The 17,284-nt window shown below is 73.9% G+C and carries 17 protein-coding genes; 7 read left to right on the top strand and 10 right to left on the bottom strand.

Annotated elements, in window-relative coordinates:
* Positions 1-142: 142 nt before the first annotated feature.
* Complete coding sequence (locus ACFC79_RS26580; RefSeq protein WP_365248316.1) at positions 143-805, bottom strand: response regulator transcription factor; 663 nt, start codon at positions 803-805, stop codon at positions 143-145.
* Between the two features lie 246 nt (positions 806-1,051).
* Positions 1,052-1,711, bottom strand: coding sequence for a DUF3000 domain-containing protein (locus tag ACFC79_RS26575; RefSeq protein WP_376244645.1), 660 nt, complete (start codon positions 1,709-1,711; stop codon positions 1,052-1,054).
* 91 nt (positions 1,712-1,802) lie between these two features.
* Here ACFC79_RS26575 and hemE point away from each other — a divergent pair, with 91 nt between their 5' ends.
* A complete protein-coding gene (hemE, locus tag ACFC79_RS26570) occupies positions 1,803-2,876 on the top strand; it encodes a uroporphyrinogen decarboxylase (protein WP_376244642.1) in 1,074 nt (357 codons plus the stop codon).
* Positions 2,877-2,912: 36 nt separating this feature from the next.
* Here the strand turns inward: hemE and ACFC79_RS26565 are convergent, their stop codons facing one another.
* Together ACFC79_RS26565 and ACFC79_RS26560 are read right to left on the bottom strand one after the other, a co-directional pair.
* Positions 2,913-4,301: an FAD-dependent oxidoreductase gene (locus tag ACFC79_RS26565; protein ID WP_376244639.1), complete on the bottom strand. Its 1,389-nt coding sequence runs from the start codon at positions 4,299-4,301 to the stop codon at positions 2,913-2,915.
* A gap of 36 nt (positions 4,302-4,337) precedes the next feature.
* Entirely contained in the window at positions 4,338-5,318 is a 981-nt protein-coding gene (locus tag ACFC79_RS26560) for a DUF4349 domain-containing protein (RefSeq protein ID WP_376244637.1), read from the bottom strand.
* A 128-nt stretch (positions 5,319-5,446) separates the two neighbouring features.
* Between ACFC79_RS26560 and hemG the strand changes: the two genes are divergently transcribed.
* Positions 5,447-6,946 (top strand): protoporphyrinogen oxidase, encoded by a 1,500-nt coding sequence (gene hemG / locus ACFC79_RS26555; protein ID WP_376244634.1) that lies wholly within the window; start codon positions 5,447-5,449, stop codon positions 6,944-6,946.
* A gap of 4 nt (positions 6,947-6,950) precedes the next feature.
* Positions 6,951-7,664, top strand: coding sequence for a hydrogen peroxide-dependent heme synthase (gene hemQ, locus ACFC79_RS26550; RefSeq protein WP_376244631.1), 714 nt, complete (start codon positions 6,951-6,953; stop codon positions 7,662-7,664).
* 336 nt (positions 7,665-8,000) lie between these two features.
* Here hemQ and ACFC79_RS26545 read toward each other — a convergent pair whose 3' ends face one another.
* The 3 genes from ACFC79_RS26545 to ACFC79_RS26535 all read right to left on the bottom strand — a co-directional run bounded on the left by ACFC79_RS26545 (position 8,001) and on the right by ACFC79_RS26535 (position 11,319).
* The gene (locus tag ACFC79_RS26545) at positions 8,001-9,032 is read right to left on the bottom strand and encodes a TIGR04222 domain-containing membrane protein (protein ID WP_376244735.1); all 1,032 of its coding nucleotides are present in this window, start codon (positions 9,030-9,032) and stop codon (positions 8,001-8,003) included.
* 17 nt (positions 9,033-9,049) lie between these two features.
* Complete coding sequence (locus tag ACFC79_RS26540) at positions 9,050-10,387, bottom strand: DUF692 family multinuclear iron-containing protein (protein WP_376244628.1); 1,338 nt, start codon at positions 10,385-10,387, stop codon at positions 9,050-9,052.
* Between the two features lie 173 nt (positions 10,388-10,560).
* Positions 10,561-11,319 (bottom strand): peptidyl-tRNA hydrolase, encoded by a 759-nt coding sequence (locus ACFC79_RS26535; RefSeq protein WP_376244625.1) that lies wholly within the window; start codon positions 11,317-11,319, stop codon positions 10,561-10,563.
* A 115-nt stretch (positions 11,320-11,434) separates the two neighbouring features.
* Here ACFC79_RS26535 and ACFC79_RS26530 point away from each other — a divergent pair, with 115 nt between their 5' ends.
* From ACFC79_RS26530 to ACFC79_RS26515, 4 genes are read left to right on the top strand one after another with little or no spacing between them, the layout of a single operon-like run.
* Positions 11,435-12,112, top strand: a complete 678-nt coding sequence (locus ACFC79_RS26530) for an AIM24 family protein (RefSeq protein WP_376244622.1) — start codon at positions 11,435-11,437, stop codon at positions 12,110-12,112.
* Entirely contained in the window at positions 12,109-13,110 is a 1,002-nt protein-coding gene (locus ACFC79_RS26525) for an ATP-binding cassette domain-containing protein (RefSeq protein ID WP_376244732.1), read from the top strand. The genes ACFC79_RS26530 and ACFC79_RS26525 overlap by 4 nt, the downstream gene beginning before the upstream one ends.
* Positions 13,107-13,775, top strand: coding sequence for an ABC transporter (locus ACFC79_RS26520; RefSeq protein ID WP_376244619.1), 669 nt, complete (start codon positions 13,107-13,109; stop codon positions 13,773-13,775). Before ACFC79_RS26525 ends, ACFC79_RS26520 begins: the two co-directional genes overlap by 4 nt.
* Before the next feature lie 43 nt (positions 13,776-13,818).
* Positions 13,819-14,031 carry a hypothetical protein gene (locus tag ACFC79_RS26515; protein ID WP_376244616.1) on the top strand — a complete coding sequence of 71 codons (213 nt, stop codon included), beginning with the start codon at positions 13,819-13,821 and terminating at the stop codon, positions 14,029-14,031.
* A gap of 21 nt (positions 14,032-14,052) precedes the next feature.
* On the opposite strand, the gene ACFC79_RS26510 is transcribed toward ACFC79_RS26515, so the two are convergent.
* From ACFC79_RS26510 to ACFC79_RS26500, 3 genes are all read right to left on the bottom strand, one after another.
* Positions 14,053-14,877, bottom strand: a complete 825-nt coding sequence (locus tag ACFC79_RS26510; protein ID WP_376244729.1) for a polysaccharide deacetylase family protein — start codon at positions 14,875-14,877, stop codon at positions 14,053-14,055.
* A 289-nt stretch (positions 14,878-15,166) separates the two neighbouring features.
* Complete coding sequence (locus ACFC79_RS26505; protein WP_376244614.1) at positions 15,167-16,564, bottom strand: alkaline phosphatase PhoX; 1,398 nt, start codon at positions 16,562-16,564, stop codon at positions 15,167-15,169.
* 209 nt (positions 16,565-16,773) lie between these two features.
* Positions 16,774-17,199, bottom strand: a complete 426-nt coding sequence (locus ACFC79_RS26500; protein WP_376244611.1) for an OsmC family protein — start codon at positions 17,197-17,199, stop codon at positions 16,774-16,776.
* Between the last annotated feature and the right edge of the window lie 85 nt (positions 17,200-17,284).

The raw sequence follows: 17,284 nt of genomic DNA, 5'->3' as shown, positions 1-17,284 counted from the left end.
GGGGGTCGGTGGGGGGGCGGTATCTTGTCTTGGTTCCCCTTTTTTGGGGGCCCCCCTTCGCGGTAATGTGCCTTGCCGGGGCGCCGATGCATGCAAACCAGCCGGTCCGTGCGGCCGCGCGGACCCGTCCGGCGTCGGGGGGTCAGTGGATGATGCCCGTGCGCAGGGCGACGGCGACCATTCCGGCCCGGTCGCCGGTGCCGAGCTTGCGGGCGATCCGGGCGAGGTGGCTCTTGACGGTCAGGGCGGACAGGCCCATGGAGACGCCGATGGCCTTGTTGGACTGGCCCTCGGCGACCAGCCGGAGGACCTCGACCTCGCGGCCGGACAGTTCGCGGTAGCCGCCCGGGTGGCTCGGCGCGCCGGGGGGACGACGATGCATGCGGGCGGCATGGGCGCCGATCGGGGCGGCGCCGGGGCGGGTGGGGTGGCCGATATTGGTTCGGGTGCCGGTGACGACATAGCCCTTCACACCGCCCGCGAGGGCGTTGCGCACCGCGCCGATGTCGTCGGCGGCGGAGAGGGCCAGGCCGTTCGGCCAGCCGGCGGCTCGGGTCTCGGACAAGAGGGTCAGCCCGGAACCGTCGGGCAGGTGGACGTCGGCTACGCAGATGTCGCGCGGGTTGCCGACGCGGGGACGGGCCTCCGCGATGGACGACGCCTCGATGACGTCACGTACTCCGAGGGCCCACAGATGACGGGTCACGGTGGAACGGACGCGCGGGTCGGCCACGACGACCATGGCCGTCGGCTTGTTCGGGCGGTAGGCGACCAGGCTTGCGGGCTGCTCTAGGAGAACGGACACCAGGCCTCCTGGGAAGTGGCGGGACGGGCCGGCTCGGGGATGAAGCCGGGGCGAACCGTGCTTGAAGGGTCATTGACCTCTTCGGCAGCGGACCCGTCCTCCTTTAGAGGAAGATCGCGATTTCATGCGTAACAATTCGGGCAAATCGGATACGCGATCGATTGTACGAAAAAAATGCCAGTAATTCCGCGTCGCATGTGACGCAGCGTTACTGGCAAGGAGGGGTGGCGGGTACCGGTGGGCGCTTCAGCGGACCTGGGGGTCGCGCCGCTGCGGGAGCGTCACCACCGCGGCATCGGACGGGCCCGACGGCGGCAGGCCGGCGATCTGGCACAGCAGATCGCCCCACGCCATCAGGTGGGCCGCCGTGTCCGGCACCCCGCCCCGCACCTCGTGCGGCGTCCATGACGCCCGGATCTCGATCTGCGTCGCCGGACGCCGTGCGCCCAGCGCACCGAAGTAGTGCGACCCCGCCCGGGTCACCGTGCCGCCCGCCTCCCCGTAGGGCAGCCCGCGTGCCTCCAGCGCACCGGTCAGCCACGACCAGCACACCTCCGGCAGCAGCGGGTCGGAGGCCATTTCCGGCTCCAGCTCGGCCCGCACCAGCGTGACCAGGCGGAAAGTCCCGTGCCAGGTCTCGTGCCCGGCCGGGTCGTGGAGCAGCACGAGGCGGCCGTCGGCGAGATCCTCCTCGCGCTGCACGACCGCGGCCTCCAGCGCGTACGCGTACGGGGCGAGCCGTTGGGGCGGCCGGGTCGGCTCCACCTCCAGCTCGGGGCGCAGCCGCGCCGAGTGCAACGCCTCCACCGCCGACCGGAACGCGGGCGGGACGGAACCGCCCTCCGCGCTGTCGTTGCCGTCAGCGCCATCGGGTCGATCGGAGAACTGTTCCTGAGCCGGAGCCATGCGGGGAAGAGTAGGCGGAACCGGAGCCGCGCGCAGGGAGGGACACCCGGGCGGGCCCGGCCGCTTGCGGCTTCGTGCGAAGATTCTGGGTGTGAGTGCCAACGATCGCCCCATGGGCCAGCAGACGAAGACCTCCGCCACCCATGAGTCGGCGTTCCTGAAGGCGTGCCGCCGCGAGCCCGTGCCGCACACCCCGGTCTGGTTCATGCGGCAGGCGGGGCGTTCGCTGCCGGAGTACCTGAAGGTGCGTGAGGGCATCGGGATGCTCGACTCCTGCATGATGCCGGAGCTGGTCGCCGAGATCACCATGCAGCCGGTGCGCCGCCACAAGGTCGACGCCGCGATCTACTTCAGCGACATCGTCGTGCCCCTGAAGGCCATCGGGATCGACCTCGACATCAAGCCCGGCGTCGGCCCGGTCGTCGCCGACCCGATCCGCACCCGTGCCGACCTGGCCCGGCTGCGCGACCTCACGCCCGAGGACGTCTCCTACGTCACCGAGGCCGTCGGCCTGCTCATCGCCGAACTCGGCGCCACCCCCCTCATCGGCTTCGCGGGAGCGCCGTTCACCCTGGCGAGCTACCTGGTGGAGGGCGGCCCGTCCCGCAACCACGAGCACACCAAGGCCATGATGTACGGCGACCCGGAGCTCTGGGCCGACCTGCTCGACCGGCTCGCCGACATCACCGGCGCCTTCCTCAAGGTGCAGATCGAGGCGGGTGCCTCGGCCGTCCAGCTCTTCGACTCCTGGGTGGGTGCCCTGTCCCCGGCCGACTACCGGCGTTCGGTGCTCCCCGCCTCGGCGAAGGTCTTCGACGCCGTCGCGCCGTACGGCGTCCCGCGCATCCACTTCGGCGTCGGCACCGGCGAACTCCTCGGTCTGATGGGCGAGGCGGGCGCGGACGTCGTCGGCGTCGACTGGCGTGTCCCGCTCGACGAGGCCGCGCGCCGGGTCGGCCCCGGCAAGGCGCTCCAGGGCAACCTCGACCCCGCGGTGCTGTTCGCGCCGACCGCGGCGGTGGAGCAGAAGACCAGGGAGGTGCTGGACGCCGCCGCCGGGCTGGAGGGCCACATCTTCAACCTGGGCCACGGCGTGATGCCGTCGATGGACCCGGACGCCCTGACCCGGCTCGTCGCCCACGTGCACGAGCAAACCGCGCGCTGAGCGGCACGGGCGGGCGCGCCGGACCCCCGGTGGTTCTCAGGCGGTGCCCGCCCTCCGCACCGCCGTCACGGTCCTGCGGGCCGCCACCAGGACCGGGTCCCAGACCGGCGAGAACGGCGGGGCGTAGCCGAGGTCCAGGGCGGTCATCGCGTCCACCGTCATTCCGGCCGTGAGCGCCACGGCCGCGATGTCAACCCGCTTGGCAGCGCCCTCCCGGCCCACGATCTGCACGCCGAGCAGCCGCCCGGTGCGGTACTCGGCGAGCATCTTCACCGTCATGGGCCGCGCCCCCGGGTAGTAGCCCGCCCGGCCCGTCGACTCGATCGTCGCCGTGACGAACCGCAGCCCGACCGCGCGGGCGTCCTTCTCGCGCAGACCGGTGCGGGCGATCTCCAGGTCGCACACCTTGCTCACCGCCGTGCCCACCACCCCGGGGAACGTTCCGTAGCCGCCCGCGACATTGGCCCCGATGACCTGCCCGTGCTTGTTGGCGTGGGTGCCCAGCGCGATGTGCCGGGTGCGGCCGGCCACCAGGTCGAGCACCTCGACGCAGTCGCCGCCCGCCCAGATGTCCTCGTGCCCGACGACCCGCATCGACAGGTCGGTGAGCAGGCCGCCGTGCGGGCCCAGCGGCAGGCCGACGGCGCGCGCCAGCGTGGTCTCCGGCTCCACCCCGATGCCGAGCACCACCACGTCCGCCGGGTAGCGGCTGCCGCCCGCGACGACCGACTCGACCCGGCCGTCCGACCCGGTGCGGACGGCGGTCACCTCGGCCCCGTTGACCGTGGTGATGCCCAGGCCGTCCATCGCCTCGTGGACCAGCCGGCCCATGTCGGGGTCGAGCGTCGCCATCGGCTGTTCGCCCCGGTTGAGCACGGTCACCTCGAAACCGCGCCTCAGCATCGCCTCGGCCATCTCGACGCCGATGTAGCCCGCGCCGACGACGACCGCCCGGCGGCGCCCCGGCGCGACCCGGTCCAGCGAGTCCAGCAGTGCCTGGCCGTCGTCCAGCGTCTGCACCCCGTGCACCCCGGGCGCGTCGATGCCCGGCAGGGGCGGGCGCACCGGCCGGGCCCCCGTCGCGATCACCAGCTTGTCGAAGCCCGTCCAGTACGTCTCGCCGGTCCCCAGGTCCAGGGCCCGCACACGGCGTCCGGCGACATCGATCTCCGTGATCTCGGTGCGCAGCCGCAGGTCGATGCCGCGGGCCCGGTGCTCCTCGGGCGTACGGGCGATCAGGTCGTCCCGCTCGGTCACGTCGCCGCCGACCCAGTACGGGATGCCGCAGGCGGAGTACGAGGTGAAGTGGCCCCGCTCGAAGGCGACGACGTCCAACTCGTCCGGTCCCTTGAGCCTGCGGGCCTGCGACGCGGCGGACATGCCCGCCGCGTCGCCGCCGATGACCACCAGTCGCTCCGTCGCCATGCCCGTCCCTCCGACACCGAGTCCGAAGGGACCACGCTACGACGCCGACGGCGGCACGGGCCGGGACGGCGCCTCGGGTGTCCGCGCCGCCCGGCGATAGCGCACCCGGCCGCGCAGCAGCCGGCCCAGCAGCAGGAGCAGCGCGGCCGCGGCCAGGAACGGGGCCGCGGCACCCACCACGACGGCGGCCCAGCGCAGCACCGTGAGGAACGCGTGCCAGCCGCCGCCGAGCGCGTCCAGGAACCCGGGACCGTCGTCCTCGTCGTCCTTCTTCTCCGGCGCCGACGCCGGCTCGGAGAGCTTCAGATCGATCGTCGCCAGCGTGGTGCGGTCCTTCAGCGACGCCTGCTGTGCGAGCAGCGACTCCAAGGCCGCCTGACGGCTGCTCAGCTCGCCCTCCAGGGTGACCACGTCGGAGAGCGCGTCGGCCCGGTCCATCAGCTTGCGCACCCGCGCCACGCTCGCCCGCTGGGAGGCGATCCGGCTCTCCACGTCGACCACCTGGTCGGTGACGTCCTTCGCGGACGAGGTGCGCGACAACAGCTTCCCGGTGCCCGTGAGGTTCTTCAGGACCGTCTCGTACGCGTCCTGCGGAACGCGCAGCACGAGGCGCGACGTCTCGTGCTTCCCGTCGGGCCGCTCGGTGTTCTCGTCGGCCACCAGTCCGCCCGCGTCCGCAGCTGCCGCACGGGCCGTCGCGGCGGCGGCCGGCACGTCCGCCACCTCCACGGAGAGAGCGGCGGTACGGACGACGTGGGTTCCGGCGGGCAGCCCGGAGGAATGTGTCCGGCCCGCCGATGCGCCGCCGGCCCCGTCCGCGACCTTCCCGGCCGCGATGTCCGGGCCGCCCCGTTCCCGTGCCGGGGCCGCCGCCCTCTCCCTGTCGGCGGAGCTCGTCCCGCCCGCGCCCCCGGCGCCGCAGCCGCTCAGCGCGAGGAGCCCGGCCAGCAGCCCGGCGGCCAGGACGGTGCGCGAACGGTGCCGGACGCGGCAGTGCGGGTTTCCGGTTGTCTGCATGAACTGCTCCCCCGAGGACGGCGGTTGACGTTGCCGGTTTGACGCGCGGGCCCGGGAACCGGGTTGCCCGGTACCGGTTTCGAAGCGGTCACGTTCAGGACTCGGAAGGGGTTTGAGAGAGTGGGGGCATGCAGCGTTCAGACAACCGCGCGGACACAGGTACGGGGCACGTCGTCGTCATCGGCGGCGGCATCGCCGGTCTCGCCGCAGCCCACCGGCTGCTCGGGGCGGGCCTGCGGGTCACCCTCCTGGAGGCCACCGACCGGCTCGGCGGCAAGCTCATGACCGGTGAGATCGCGGGCACCCGGGTCGACCTCGGTGCCGAGTCGATGCTCGCCAGGCGCCCGGAGGCGGTGGGCCTGGCACGGGCCGTCGGGCTCGGCGACCGCCTCCAGCCGCCCGCCACCGCCTCCGCCTCGGTGTGGACGCGTGACGCCCTGCGGCCGATGCCCAAGGGCCACGTGATGGGTGTGCCGGGCGACCCCGCGGCGCTCGGCGACGTGATCTCCCCGGAGGGCCTCGCCCGCATCGCGCAGGAGCGGGACCTGACCCCGACGGCGGTCGGCGACGACGTGGCGGTGGGGGCGTACGTCGCCGACCGGCTGGGCCGCGAGGTGGTCGACCGGCTCGTGGAGCCGCTGCTCGGCGGCGTGTACGCGGGCGACGCCTACCGGATCTCGATGCGTGCCGCCGTGCCGCAGCTGTTCGAGGTGGCCCGCGAGGGCGGCTCGCTGCTCGACGGCGTCCGGCGCATCCAGGAGCGGGCCGCCGCACGGCAGGAGACCGGTCCGGTCTTCCAGGGCCTCGTCGGCGGCATCGGCACCCTGCCCGAGGCAGTCGCCGACGCGGTGCGCACGGCCGGCGGGGAGATCCTCACCGCCACCCCCGTCCTCGGCCTGACCCGTACCGCCACCGGCTGGGACGTCCGGACCGACGCCCGTACGATCACCGCCGACGGCATCGTGCTGGCCACCCCCGCCTGGTCCGCCTCCACCCTGCTCGCCGCCGAGTCCCCGGCCGCCTCCACCGAGCTCGCCGGTGTCGAGTACGCGTCGATGGCGCTGGTCACCATGGCGTTCCGGCGTTCCGACGTGGCCGCCACCGCCGCCCTCGCCCAACGCTCCGGCTTCCTGGTCCCCCCGGTGGACGGCCGGACGATCAAGGCGTCCACCTTCTCCAGCCACAAGTGGAGCTGGGTCGCCGACGCCGCCCCCGACCTCTTCCTCCTGCGCACCTCCGTCGGCCGCTACGGCGAGGAGGACCACCTGCACCGCGAGGACGGCGAACTCGTCGACGTGTCGCTGCGCGACCTCGCGACGGCGACCGGACTTGCCGCGAAGCCCGTGGACACCGAGGTCACCCGGTGGATCGGCGGGCTGCCCCAGTACCCCGTGGGCCACCTGTCGCGGGTCGCCCGGATCCGCGACGAGGTCGCCAAGCTGCCCGCCCTGCGGGTCTGCGGAGCGGTGTACGACGGGGTCGGTATCCCGGCCTGTGTGGCGAGCGCCCACCGTGCCGTCGACGAGATCCTGCACGACCTCGCGGGGGCCGACGGGGACGGTCCGGGGGAAGAGATCATCGCCACGTCGACCCTGGTTCAGGGCACGGGGAGCGAGGCGGGACAATAGCCGTATGAGTGCGACCGAGAAGATCCCCAACGCAGGCAAGAAGGCCAAGGACCTCAACGAGGTCATTCGCTACACGCTGTGGTCCGTCTTCAAGCTGCGCGACGTCCTGCCCGCCGACCGTGCCGGTTACGCCGACGAGGTCCAGGAACTGTTCGACCAGCTCGCGGCGAAGGACATCACCGTCCGCGGCACCTACGACGTCTCCGGTCTGCGGGCCGACGCCGACATCATGATCTGGTGGCACGCCGAGACCGCGGACGAGCTCCAGGAGGCGTACAACCTCTTCCGGCGCACGAAGTTGGGCCGGGCGCTGGAGCCGGTCTGGTCGAACATGGCGCTGCACCGTCCCGCCGAGTTCAACAAGTCGCACATCCCGGCCTTCCTGGCCGACGAGACGCCGCGCAACTACATCAGCGTCTACCCCTTCGTGCGCTCCTACGACTGGTACCTGCTGCCGGACGAGGACCGTCGCCGGATGCTCGCGGACCACGGCAAGATGGCCCGCGGCTACCCCGACGTCCGGGCCAACACCGTCGCCTCGTTCTCGCTCGGCGACTACGAGTGGGTCCTCGCCTTCGAGGCGGACGAACTGCATCGCATCGTCGACCTGATGCGCCACCTGCGGGCCTCCGAGGCGCGGATGCACGTCCGCGAGGAGGTTCCGTTCTTCACCGGGCGCAGGAAGTCGGTCGCAGACCTGGTGGCCGGGCTCGCGTAGCGAGCGGGCTCCGACCACCCCGGCCCGGAAGGTCAGAAGGCGGGCGTCGGCGCGTCCTGCGCCGTCCGTCGTTCCAGCGACACCGGGCCCGGTTTCGGGTCCGCCGCAGGTTTCGCCTGCGGCGACCCCGGGACCCGCGGGGCGAGCGAATCGCCCCGCCCCGTCGGTCCCCGCCCCACCCCGCCGGGTGCGGGCGTGTCCCTGCGGGAGCACGCTGGGCCCGGCCCCCTCGGAGGCCGGGCCCAGCGCCGTATCCGCCTCCCGGGCGCGGTGCCCCGACCGTGGTCGGGGCGTTCCCGCATCGGGCCCGGTGCGGTGCGCGGCGGGCCGCGTCGCTCAGGAACCGCCGCCGCAACTCGACCCGCCACCACAGCTCGACCCGCCGCTCGAACAACTGGAGCCCCCCGAACAACTGGAGCCCCCCGAACAGCTGGAGCCCCCCGAGCAGCCGGACCCGCTCGGCCCCGAGCCGCAGCCGGACCCCGCACCGCAGCCGCCCCCGCCGCCGGAGGAACTGCCGGGACCGGGCCCCGCACCGGCACACCACACCACCGGGGCGACCACCATGCCGGACGGGTCCGCGGACGGATGCGGAACCGGACGGGGCGCGGCCCCGCCCACCCGCATGCGGGCCGCCGCGGCAAGGTGCGCCCGCAGTGCCGGGTCGGGCAGGGCGGGTGTCCCGAGCGTCGCGACCAGGTGCGCCGGCCGTCGATCGTGCGCATGCTCCCTGCGGTACGCCCCGGCCGCCCGGCGCCCCGCCCGGGTGACCCGGCTCCGGGAGACGGCGGCGCAGACGAAGCCGAGCGGGAAACCGATGACCAGGGCGGGCAGGACCTTGACGACGAACGGCAGGGAGTCGGCAGCGCCGGGTGCGTCGTCGGCCATGTACTGAAGGGCCGTCAGCACACCGGCGGCCGGGATCCCGAGCAGGCAGCCCGCCCCCTGCACCAGGCCCCACCGGCGCCACATGCGGTCCGCGGCGGGCGGGGCCAGCAGCCCCCTGGCGGCCAGCCCGTCACCGATCTCCTGCACCGCGGGGTGCCGCATCACGGCGCCCCGGAGGGTGTGCAGCGCACCGCTGAGGGCCGCCGCGTGCTCCTGGACCACCGCGCGTTCCACCGGGTCGTGGGCGTCCGGGCGGGCGACGGCGACGATGCCGGGGCCGCCGACGACGACCCGCCCGTCGGATGCCATGGCGGTCAGCGCGGTGTCGACGACCCTGCCCGGACCGGCGTTCAGGAACGCGACCTCGTAGAGGTCGTGCGCGGGGCCTCCGGAGCCGGACCGGGCGCGCACGATTCCCACCACCAGCAGCACCGAGGAGACGGCGACTCCGAGGTTCACCACCACCGCGACCGCATTCATGGTGCTCATTGCGCCGGTCACCTTCCCAGGAGGGCCGCGCGGGCGGCGCGGACCAGCAGCGTGGTGCGGCGCGGCGGACGTGCCCCGGCCCGGTCCTGCCACCAGTGCGTCAGCCGACGCCGGGCCGCGTCGTCGGCGGGCCGGCCCGCGATCAGCAGCGCCTCCGCGAAATCCAGCGCGTCCCGCCGGTACCCACCGGACATGGGGCGGGCGGCCGCATGGGCGAGGAAGGACTCCCGGAACGCGGCGGCTCCCAGGATCTCCGGCAGCTCCGGCGCCACCTTGGCGACCACCCCGGCCCGCTTGACGGCCAGGGCGCGGCTCTGGACGCCGAGCCGCCGCTCGTCGAAACCCGGAGGGGCCGGGGCGCCCGCGACGAGTGCGGACAGCAGCGCCGTCTGCGCCGTCGCGACCCGGTCGCGCACGGGCTCCGACGGCGCGGAGGCGGGCGGGCGCCGGGCTGCGGGGAGTGTGGCGACAGGCGTCGGGGTCTGCTGCGCGGGTGCGGGCGCCGACGCGTCGACGCCCGGGGCGGCGGTACGGCCCAGCGTGGCGCGGATCACGTCCAGCTCACCGGCGAGCTCCTCGGCGGGCGGGAAGTCGTCGTCCCGCTCCAGAAGCACACCGGGCGGGTCCACCCGGGAACGCAGTTCGGCGAGGACGTCGAGCACCGGCCGCGTCACCGGATGGGCGTGGGTGTCGTGCCAGACACCGTCCTTCTCGACCCCGCCCGCCACATGCACGTACGCGATGGCCTCCACCGGCAGCTCGTCGAGCGCGGTGGCGGGGTCCTCCCCGCGATTGACGTGGTTGGTGTGCAGGTTGGCGACATCGACGAGCAGCCGGACCCCGGTGCGCTCGACCAGCTCCGCCAGGAACTGCCCCTCCGTCAGCTCCTCGTCCGGCCAGGAGATCAGGGCCGCGATGTTCTCCAGCGCCAACGGCACCGGCAGCGAGTCCTGGGCGATCCGCACGTTCTCGCACAGCACGTCCAACGCGTCCCACGTGCGGGGCACCGGCAGCAGGTGCCCCGCCTCCATGCCCGGAGCGGCCGTGCGCGGCCCGCCCGCGCGTACGAACGCGATGTGCTCGGTGACCAGGGGCGCGGCGAGCAGTTCGGCACGGGCCGCGAGATCCGCGAGCCGGCCGGCATCGGGCCGCTCGGCCCCGCCGAGGCCCAGCGAGACACCGTGCGGGACGACCGTGACACCGCGCTCCCTGAGCCGCAGCAGCCCCTCGGGCAGATGATCGGCGCAGATGTTCTCCGCGACCGCCTCCACCCAGTCGATCCCCGGCAGTGTCGCGACGGCCTCCGCGATCTCCGGCCGCCAGCCGATGCCGATGCCCAGCCTCATGCCGTCCCCCTCCTCCTCGTGCGTGCAGGGGTGATGACCCCGATGGGCGGTGGCGAACCCGTGGGTGGGGACGTTCAGAGGTAGATCTGAGGTTCCCCCTTGGGCGTTCCCCCTCCGGCGCGGACCGGCCGCGACGGCCGACGCGCACGGGAGGCGTCCGTCGGCCGAATCGTTCAGCCGCGCAGCGCGGGATGGTCGGCGACCACTGTGCACGAACCCGGGGCGATCTCGGTGAATCCGGCGTCCCGCACCACGGGGAGCCCGCTCGTCGTCAGATCCCGCCAGCGGTCCGCCTCCGCGACGGCGACGGCGAGCGGGAAGCCCGCCTCCCGCCACGCCTTGCGTGCCGTCTCCGACAGCTCCCACCAGGCGAGCTGCGCGCCGTGCCCGGCCTGCGCCATCGCCTTGCCTGCCGACATGTCCAGCTCGGGGTTGAGCCACAGCACGGGCCCCGTGCGGTCGGGCACGGCCGGCGGTTCCGGATCGTCCAGATCCGTCCCCGACACCTGGAGCTTCGCCAGTTCCTTCGGCCAGCCGTCCAGGGGCACCGGCGGGAAGACCCGCACCTCGGCGCTCTCGCCCGCGACGGTGATGCCGGGCAGCGCGGACGCCTTGCGCCACTCCGCGCCGCGAGCCCTGCGCACCACCTTCCGGATCCGGGCGTCCTGCCAGTCCCGCATCACCCGGGCCCACTCGCCCTCGCCGACCGAGCGGTCGTCGGAGAGCATCACGAGCACCGCGCGGGCGGCGGTCCGCAGGGCGTCGGTGCGGGCCGGGGGCGCGGCCTTCTCGATGTGCACGACCAACGGCAGGACGTACTGCGGGGCCTCGTCACGGTTCGTCCGCTCGGACTCGAACGGGCTGTCCGTCGCGGCGGGGCCGGATTCCGGCGCGGACGGGGCCGGGGACACTGTGGTGTTGTCGTCGCTCACTCGTACCAGTCTGCCAGTCGCCGCCGGACCCGCCCCGGGCGGTCCGCGGACGCCGCGAGGGGTGCGGAGAAGCGCTTCTTGGCGGAACGGGCTGCTCCGGGCGAGGATGCACGGCATGAAGAGCGATCTCTTTTCCAGCGAGAACCTGGCGCAGCAGGCCACGGTCCCGGGGATGACCCTGCAGAACGCCAAGTCCATCAAGTACGCCGTCAACGGGGAGATGCACGCCCGGCAGGGATCGATGATCGCCTTCCGCGGTGATCTCCAGTTCGAGCGCAAGGGCCAGGGCATCGGCGGCATGCTCAAGCGCGCCGTCACCGGCGAGGGCCTGCCGCTGATGGCGGTCCGCGGCCGGGGCGAGGCGTGGTTCGCCCACGAGGCCGAGAACTGCTTCATCGTCGACATGGAGCAGGGCGACATGCTCACCGTCAACGGCCGCAACGTGCTCTGCTTCGACCCCACGCTCTCCTACGAGATCAAGACGGTGAAGGGCGCCGGGATGGTCGGCGGCGGCCTCTTCAACAGCACCTTCACCGGCTACGGCAAGCTGGGCCTGATGTGCGACGGCCACCCGATCGTGATACCCGTCACACCCCAGCAGCCGGTGTGCGTCGACACCGACGCGGTGGTCGGCTGGAGCGCCCACCTGACCACGTCCCTGCACCGTTCGCAGAGTTTCGGCTCGATGGTGCGCGGCGGCTCCGGCGAGGCGGTCCAACTGCGGCTGGACGGTGAGGGCTTCGTGATCGTCCGGCCCAGCGAGCTCAAGCAGGAGAGGGCGTCGGCCAACTGAGACTCGACGGGGTGGGACGTCGCTACGGCCTTCGCGGACCTTGGGTGCTGCGCGGGGTCGATCTCGATCTGCCCGCGCACCGCCTCGTCCGGGTCGAGGGCGCCAACGGCACCGGCAAGTCGACGCTGCTGCGCCTGCTCGCCGGGATCGACACCCCGACGGAGGGAAGGATCATCGGCCGCGGACCGCGTACCGGCTATGTACCGGAGCGCTTCCCGGCCGCGCTGCCGTTCACGGCGGTCGGCTACCTGGTGCACCTGGGGCGGATCCACGGACTGCGGTCCGCCGAGGCGGCGGAACGGGCGACGGCCTGGCTCGAACGTTTCTGCGCGGCCGACCACGCCCGCACGCCGCTCGCGGAGCTCTCCAAGGGCACCAGCCAGAAGGTCGCCGTCGCCCAGGCGCTGCTCGCCGAACCGGAGCTGCTGGTCCTGGACGAGGCATGGACCGGTCTGGACACCGCGGCCCGCGACGAACTGGACCGGGCCGTCGCCGAACGCGTCGCGGCGGGCTCCACCGTCGTCTTCGTCGACCACGACCCGCGCCGCCTGGCCGCCACGTCGGACGACGTGTTCCGGGTGGAGGGACACGGGCTCCGCGCCCTCCCGTCACCGCGCGCCGCAGCGACGGGGCAGCGGGTCCGGATCGAGACGGCCGGCCCACCGGGCGCCGCACCCCCAGCCGGGCTGCCGGGCTCACCCGCGCACACGGCCGCGGCCGACGGCGGCACGCGCTTCACCGTCGACGCGGCACACTCCGACGCGCTGCTGCGCGCGCTGCTCACCGCCCGGCCGCCCTGGCACATCCGGCGCCTGACCGCCGCACCGGGCACCCGGACCGCGGGCCCGGCCGCCGTACCGGCCGACGGCCCCGGGCCGGTCGGCGGTTCCGCGTCGGACGTCGCCGCCGTACCCACACCCGCACCGGAAGCCGAGGCCGCGCCGCCCCGCCGGACCACCCGGGCTCCCCGTTCCCACTCCACTCCCGAGCCGCCATGACCGCTCTCCTGCGCTACCACACCGCGCTCCTGCTCCGATCCCAGCGCTGGCTCGCCCCCGTCCTGCTCCATGCGGCCTTCCTCGCCGTCGGCGTGCAGTCGGCGCAGCCCGTCCTCGATGCGCTCGGCTATGCCGCGGCCGGGCTCCTGCCCGTCGCCGCCTGGTTCGTGCACCTCGGCGCGGGCCTGGAACCGCCCGCCGCCCGGACCGTCGTCGCCGCGGCGGTCGGCACACCACGGGCCCATCTGGCGTCGCTGCTGGCCGGGTTCGGCTGCGCCGGGGCGCTGGGCGCGGTCACCACCGTGATCGTGCTGCTGATCAGTGACCCGGCGAGCACCGACCGCACCGTCCCGGTGCCGCTCCTGTCCGCCGGGATCGCCGGACTGCTCGCGGCCGCCTGTTGCGCGCTGCTGGGCGGGGCGATCGGCGCGTTGTGCACCCGGCCGGTGCTGCACCGGCGCGGCTGGTCCGTCGCGGCCACCGTGCTTGCCGCGCTGCTGTGCCTGGTGACCACCGGCTCGCCCGCGAACAGCGCCGTGACGGGTCTGGTCACCGGATCCCGGACCGGCGCGGTGCAGCTGCCGGTCCTGCCCCTCGTCCTGGCCGCCGTGTCGGCCGCGGCCGTGACCGCGCTCGTCTGCCGACTCGCCGCGGTGCGCGGCTGACCGACGGCCCGGGGAACAAGGGCCGTCCCGTACGCTCGCCGTCATGGACGAGCACACCGACGGGCCCGCGGACGAGCACGGCGACCGGCGTTCCCGCGCGGCGGCGTCCGAACGCCTCCGACCCGCTTCGACGCCCCTGTACGCCGAGTGCGTGCTGTGCCGGAAGCCGACCGAGTACCCGGAGACGACCAGGGGCATCACGCTCTGTCCGGTCTGCGAGTGGCAGGAGGCCCAGCGCACGGCGTGCTCGGGCTGAGCCGCCCGCGCCCGCCCGCCCTCAGCCGCGCATCAGCTCGGACACCTTCACGAACCGGTACCCGCGTGCGCGCAGTTCCGGGACCACCGTGCGCACCGCCTCGTCCGTGACCGGCGCCGCGCTGCGCGTGCAGTGCAGGACGACGAGGGAGCCCGGCCGCACCCCGTCCAGCACCTGCCGCGCCACCGCGTCCGCGTCCGTGGCGAAGGCGTCGCCGCCGACCACGTCCCACTGGACCGCCGTCACCCGCTCGGGGGCGAGGGCGCGCCGCGCGGCGTCGTCGTAACAGCCGCCGGGGAAGCGGAAGTAGGGCATCACCTCGCGCAGGCCGACCCTCCGGAACGCGGCGAAGGCTCGGGCCACGTCATCGCGCGCCCCGCCCTCCGGCACCACCGGGAGCCCGTAGCAGGGGGACACGAAGGCGTAGTGGCGGTACGAGTGATTGCCCACCTCGAAGAGCGGATCGGCGGCGACGGACCGGGCCTGCGCCGGATACTCCTCGGCCCACCGCCCCGTCATGAACACGGTCGTGGGTACCTTCAACCGCCGCAGCAGCGCGATCAGTTCGGGGTTGTCGAAGCGCTCGCCCGCCGCGGCGCGCGGCCCCTCGTCGGCGGTCATGTCGGCGTCGAAGGTCAGCGCCACCACCTTCTCGCCGTTCCTCGCCCCGTGCGTGAAGACCGGGATCAGCCCGTCCGGGCGCGGGGGCATCGTGGGGGGCCGCGACGGTGCGGGGACATCGGGGGGTACTCCGGTGGGCGAGGCGGCGGGGGAGGGGGCGGGGTGCCCGCAGCCCGTGAGGCCGCCGATCACCGTCCCCACCGCACCCAGAGCGATCGAAACCATCAGCTTCCGGACAAAGTTGATCACTTGCGGAAGCTAGTGGACGATCCGATGGGGGAACGGGCGCGGCGCCGCCCGGCAGGGGATTCGCTCCCGGAATCACCCGGTCCGCCGAAAGCCCGGCTCGGCTGCCGACGGGCGGTCGCGTCGGCGCACCGGAGCCCCCGCGTCGGGGCGCGGGGACACCGGACCGGTGAACGGTCCCGCACGGCGGCAGGACGTCGCGTCCCCGGGGGTACGGGCGGATGCCGACCGCCCGTACCCGCCGCGCCGGAACCTCCGCCTCAGCGCCTCAGCGCCACGGACCCGTCACCGCGAACGTCGTTCCGGGCGTGTAGCAGTTGACGTACATCGTTCCGCCGTCCGGGGCGAACGTGACCCCGGCGAACTCGCCCCAGGCGGGCTCCGCGGCCGTCCCGATGTTCTGTCGCCCGCGCGCCATCGCATACACCTCGCCGCGCCGGGTCAGGCCGAACACGTGCTGGGCCCCGTCGCCGTCCTCGCACACCATCAGCCCGCCGTCCGGGGCCAGGCAGATGTTGTCCGGGGACTCCCCGGGGAGCTGCACGTCCGTATCGGGGCCGAACACGATCACCAGCGTGAGCCGACGCCGCCGCGGCTCGTACCGCCACACCTGGCCGCGGTGATCGGCCGCCGAGCCCTCCGCGCTACGGGCGAAGCTGGAGACGAAGTACACCGAGGAGCCGCCCCAGTAGCAGCCCTCCAGCTTCTGCGCGTGCGTGATGCCCTTCGGGCCGAAGTCCTGGAACCGGATCGGGGTGCCGGTCGCGAGCGGATCCGGCACGGGCACCCACTCCACGCCCGTGAAGCTCGCACCGGTCTCCTGGACGGCGGAGAGATCGGGGACGCCCGGTACGCGCATGGCCTCCAGGCGGCCGCCGGCCCGCAGCGACCCCGTGCCGCCGAGCGGTTTCTCCGGCAGGAAGCGGTAGAAGAGCCCGAACGGCCGCTCGAAGGCGTCCTCGGTCTCGTACACGATCCCGTTCCCCGGGTCGACGGCGATCGCCTCGTGCTGGAAGCGGCCCATCGCGGTGAGCGGCACGGCTCCGGTGCGGCGCGGATCGGCGCCGTCCACCTCGAAGATGAAGCCGTGGTCCTTCGTGTACCCGTTGGTACCGGCCCTGTCCTCGGTCTCCTCGCAGGTCAGCCAGGTGTTCCACGGCGTGCGGCCGCCCGCGCAGTTCACCGCGGTGCCGGCGATCGCGACGCGTTCGCCCAGGACGTTGTTGCGACCGTCCAGTTCCAGGGCGGTGCAGCCGCCCTTGCCCATCGGGTCGTAGGTGAGGCCGTCGACGGCCGGGACGCGGATCGCCGCGTCGGCGCGGTTCTCGTGGTTGCGCACGAGGCGGACGTGGCCGTGGCGGCCCGCGAAGGAGGCCATACCGTCGCAATGGCTGGGCACCCGCCCCTCGCCGGAGCGGAGCGGTTCGCCCTCCCGGGACAGCACCCGGTAGCGGAAGCCCCGCGGGAGATCGAGCAGACCGTCCGGGTCGGGAACCAGGGGGCCGTAGCCGGTGCTGCCGCTGTGGCCGCCGCGTTCCACGGCCTCGGTGGTACCGGCGAAGAGTTCGGCGAACGCCCCGGCGAAGGCGACCGAGGCGACGGCCGCGCCGCTGCCGGCCAGGACCTGCCGACGGGTGGCGCGGAGGCGTGACGCTGCTGATGACATGAGGCGACTCCCTGCTGGCGGACAGGAGAAGTGACCCGCATGTGTGTACCACGCGTACCGCCGCGCGGGAACCATGCGAGCCACCGTGCCCCATGCGTGTCACGGGATCCCGGCCGGGGCCCCGGATCCCGTGCGAGGACCTGCGACCCGGGGCGCAGGAGGGAGCGGACTCCCCATCGTTCCCCGGGCCGTCACTGCTCCCCGGGCCGTCAGGCCAGGGAGGCGGTGAGCGTGATCGTCGTACCCGTGAGCGCCTGGCTGACCGGGCAGTTCGCCTTGGCCTCCTCGGCGGCCGACACGAAGCCCGCCTCGTCCAGCCCCGGCACCTCGCCCCGGACGGTGAGGTGGATTCCGGTGATGCCGGTACCGGGCTGGAACGTGACCTCGGCCCGGGTGTCCAGCCGGGTCGGCGGGGTTCCCGCCGTGGCCAGGCCGTTGGACAGCGCCATCGAGAAGCAACTGGAGTGGGCCGCGGCGATGAGCTCCTCGGGAGAGGTCTTGCCGTTCGCCTGCTCCGCGCGGGACGGCCACGAGACGTCGTAGTCGCCGATGCCGGAGGAGTCGAAGGTGACGACGCCCTTGCCCTGGAGCAGATTGCCTTCCCAGACCGTGTGCGCCTGACGCGTGGTAGCCATGCAGGATCGATCCCTTCGGACGGTGTGCGCGCTGGACGCACGGGCCGTTCCCGGGGACGCCCGTGCGGGACGTCCCGGAACCCGT

This window comes from Streptomyces sp. NPDC056061 (assembly GCF_042266885.1).
GTDB lineage: Bacteria > Actinomycetota > Actinomycetes > Streptomycetales > Streptomycetaceae > Streptomyces.
This window is presented reverse-complemented; position numbering and strand designations above follow the sequence as displayed.

Coding starts and splice junctions, on each gene's coding strand:
- ACFC79_RS26500 (WP_376244611.1), bottom strand. CDS start 17,199: ATGGCTACCACGCGTCAGGCGCACACGGTCTGGGAAGGCAATCTGCTC.
- ACFC79_RS26510 (WP_376244729.1), bottom strand. CDS start 14,877: ATGGTTTCGATCGCTCTGGGTGCGGTGGGGACGGTGATCGGCGGCCTC.
- ACFC79_RS26515 (WP_376244616.1), top strand. CDS start 13,819: ATGGACGAGCACACCGACGGGCCCGCGGACGAGCACGGCGACCGGCGT.
- ACFC79_RS26575 (WP_376244645.1), bottom strand. CDS start 1,711: ATGGCTCCGGCTCAGGAACAGTTCTCCGATCGACCCGATGGCGCTGAC.
- ACFC79_RS26560 (WP_376244637.1), bottom strand. CDS start 5,318: ATGCAGACAACCGGAAACCCGCACTGCCGCGTCCGGCACCGTTCGCGC.
- ACFC79_RS26540 (WP_376244628.1), bottom strand. CDS start 10,387: ATGAGGCTGGGCATCGGCATCGGCTGGCGGCCGGAGATCGCGGAGGCC.
- ACFC79_RS26520 (WP_376244619.1), top strand. CDS start 13,107: ATGACCGCTCTCCTGCGCTACCACACCGCGCTCCTGCTCCGATCCCAG.
- ACFC79_RS26565 (WP_376244639.1), bottom strand. CDS start 4,301: ATGGCGACGGAGCGACTGGTGGTCATCGGCGGCGACGCGGCGGGCATG.
- ACFC79_RS26505 (WP_376244614.1), bottom strand. CDS start 16,564: ATGTCATCAGCAGCGTCACGCCTCCGCGCCACCCGTCGGCAGGTCCTG.
- ACFC79_RS26530 (WP_376244622.1), top strand. CDS start 11,435: ATGAAGAGCGATCTCTTTTCCAGCGAGAACCTGGCGCAGCAGGCCACG.
- hemQ (WP_376244631.1), top strand. CDS start 6,951: ATGAGTGCGACCGAGAAGATCCCCAACGCAGGCAAGAAGGCCAAGGAC.
- ACFC79_RS26545 (WP_376244735.1), bottom strand. CDS start 9,032: ATGAATGCGGTCGCGGTGGTGGTGAACCTCGGAGTCGCCGTCTCCTCG.
- hemG (WP_376244634.1), top strand. CDS start 5,447: ATGCAGCGTTCAGACAACCGCGCGGACACAGGTACGGGGCACGTCGTC.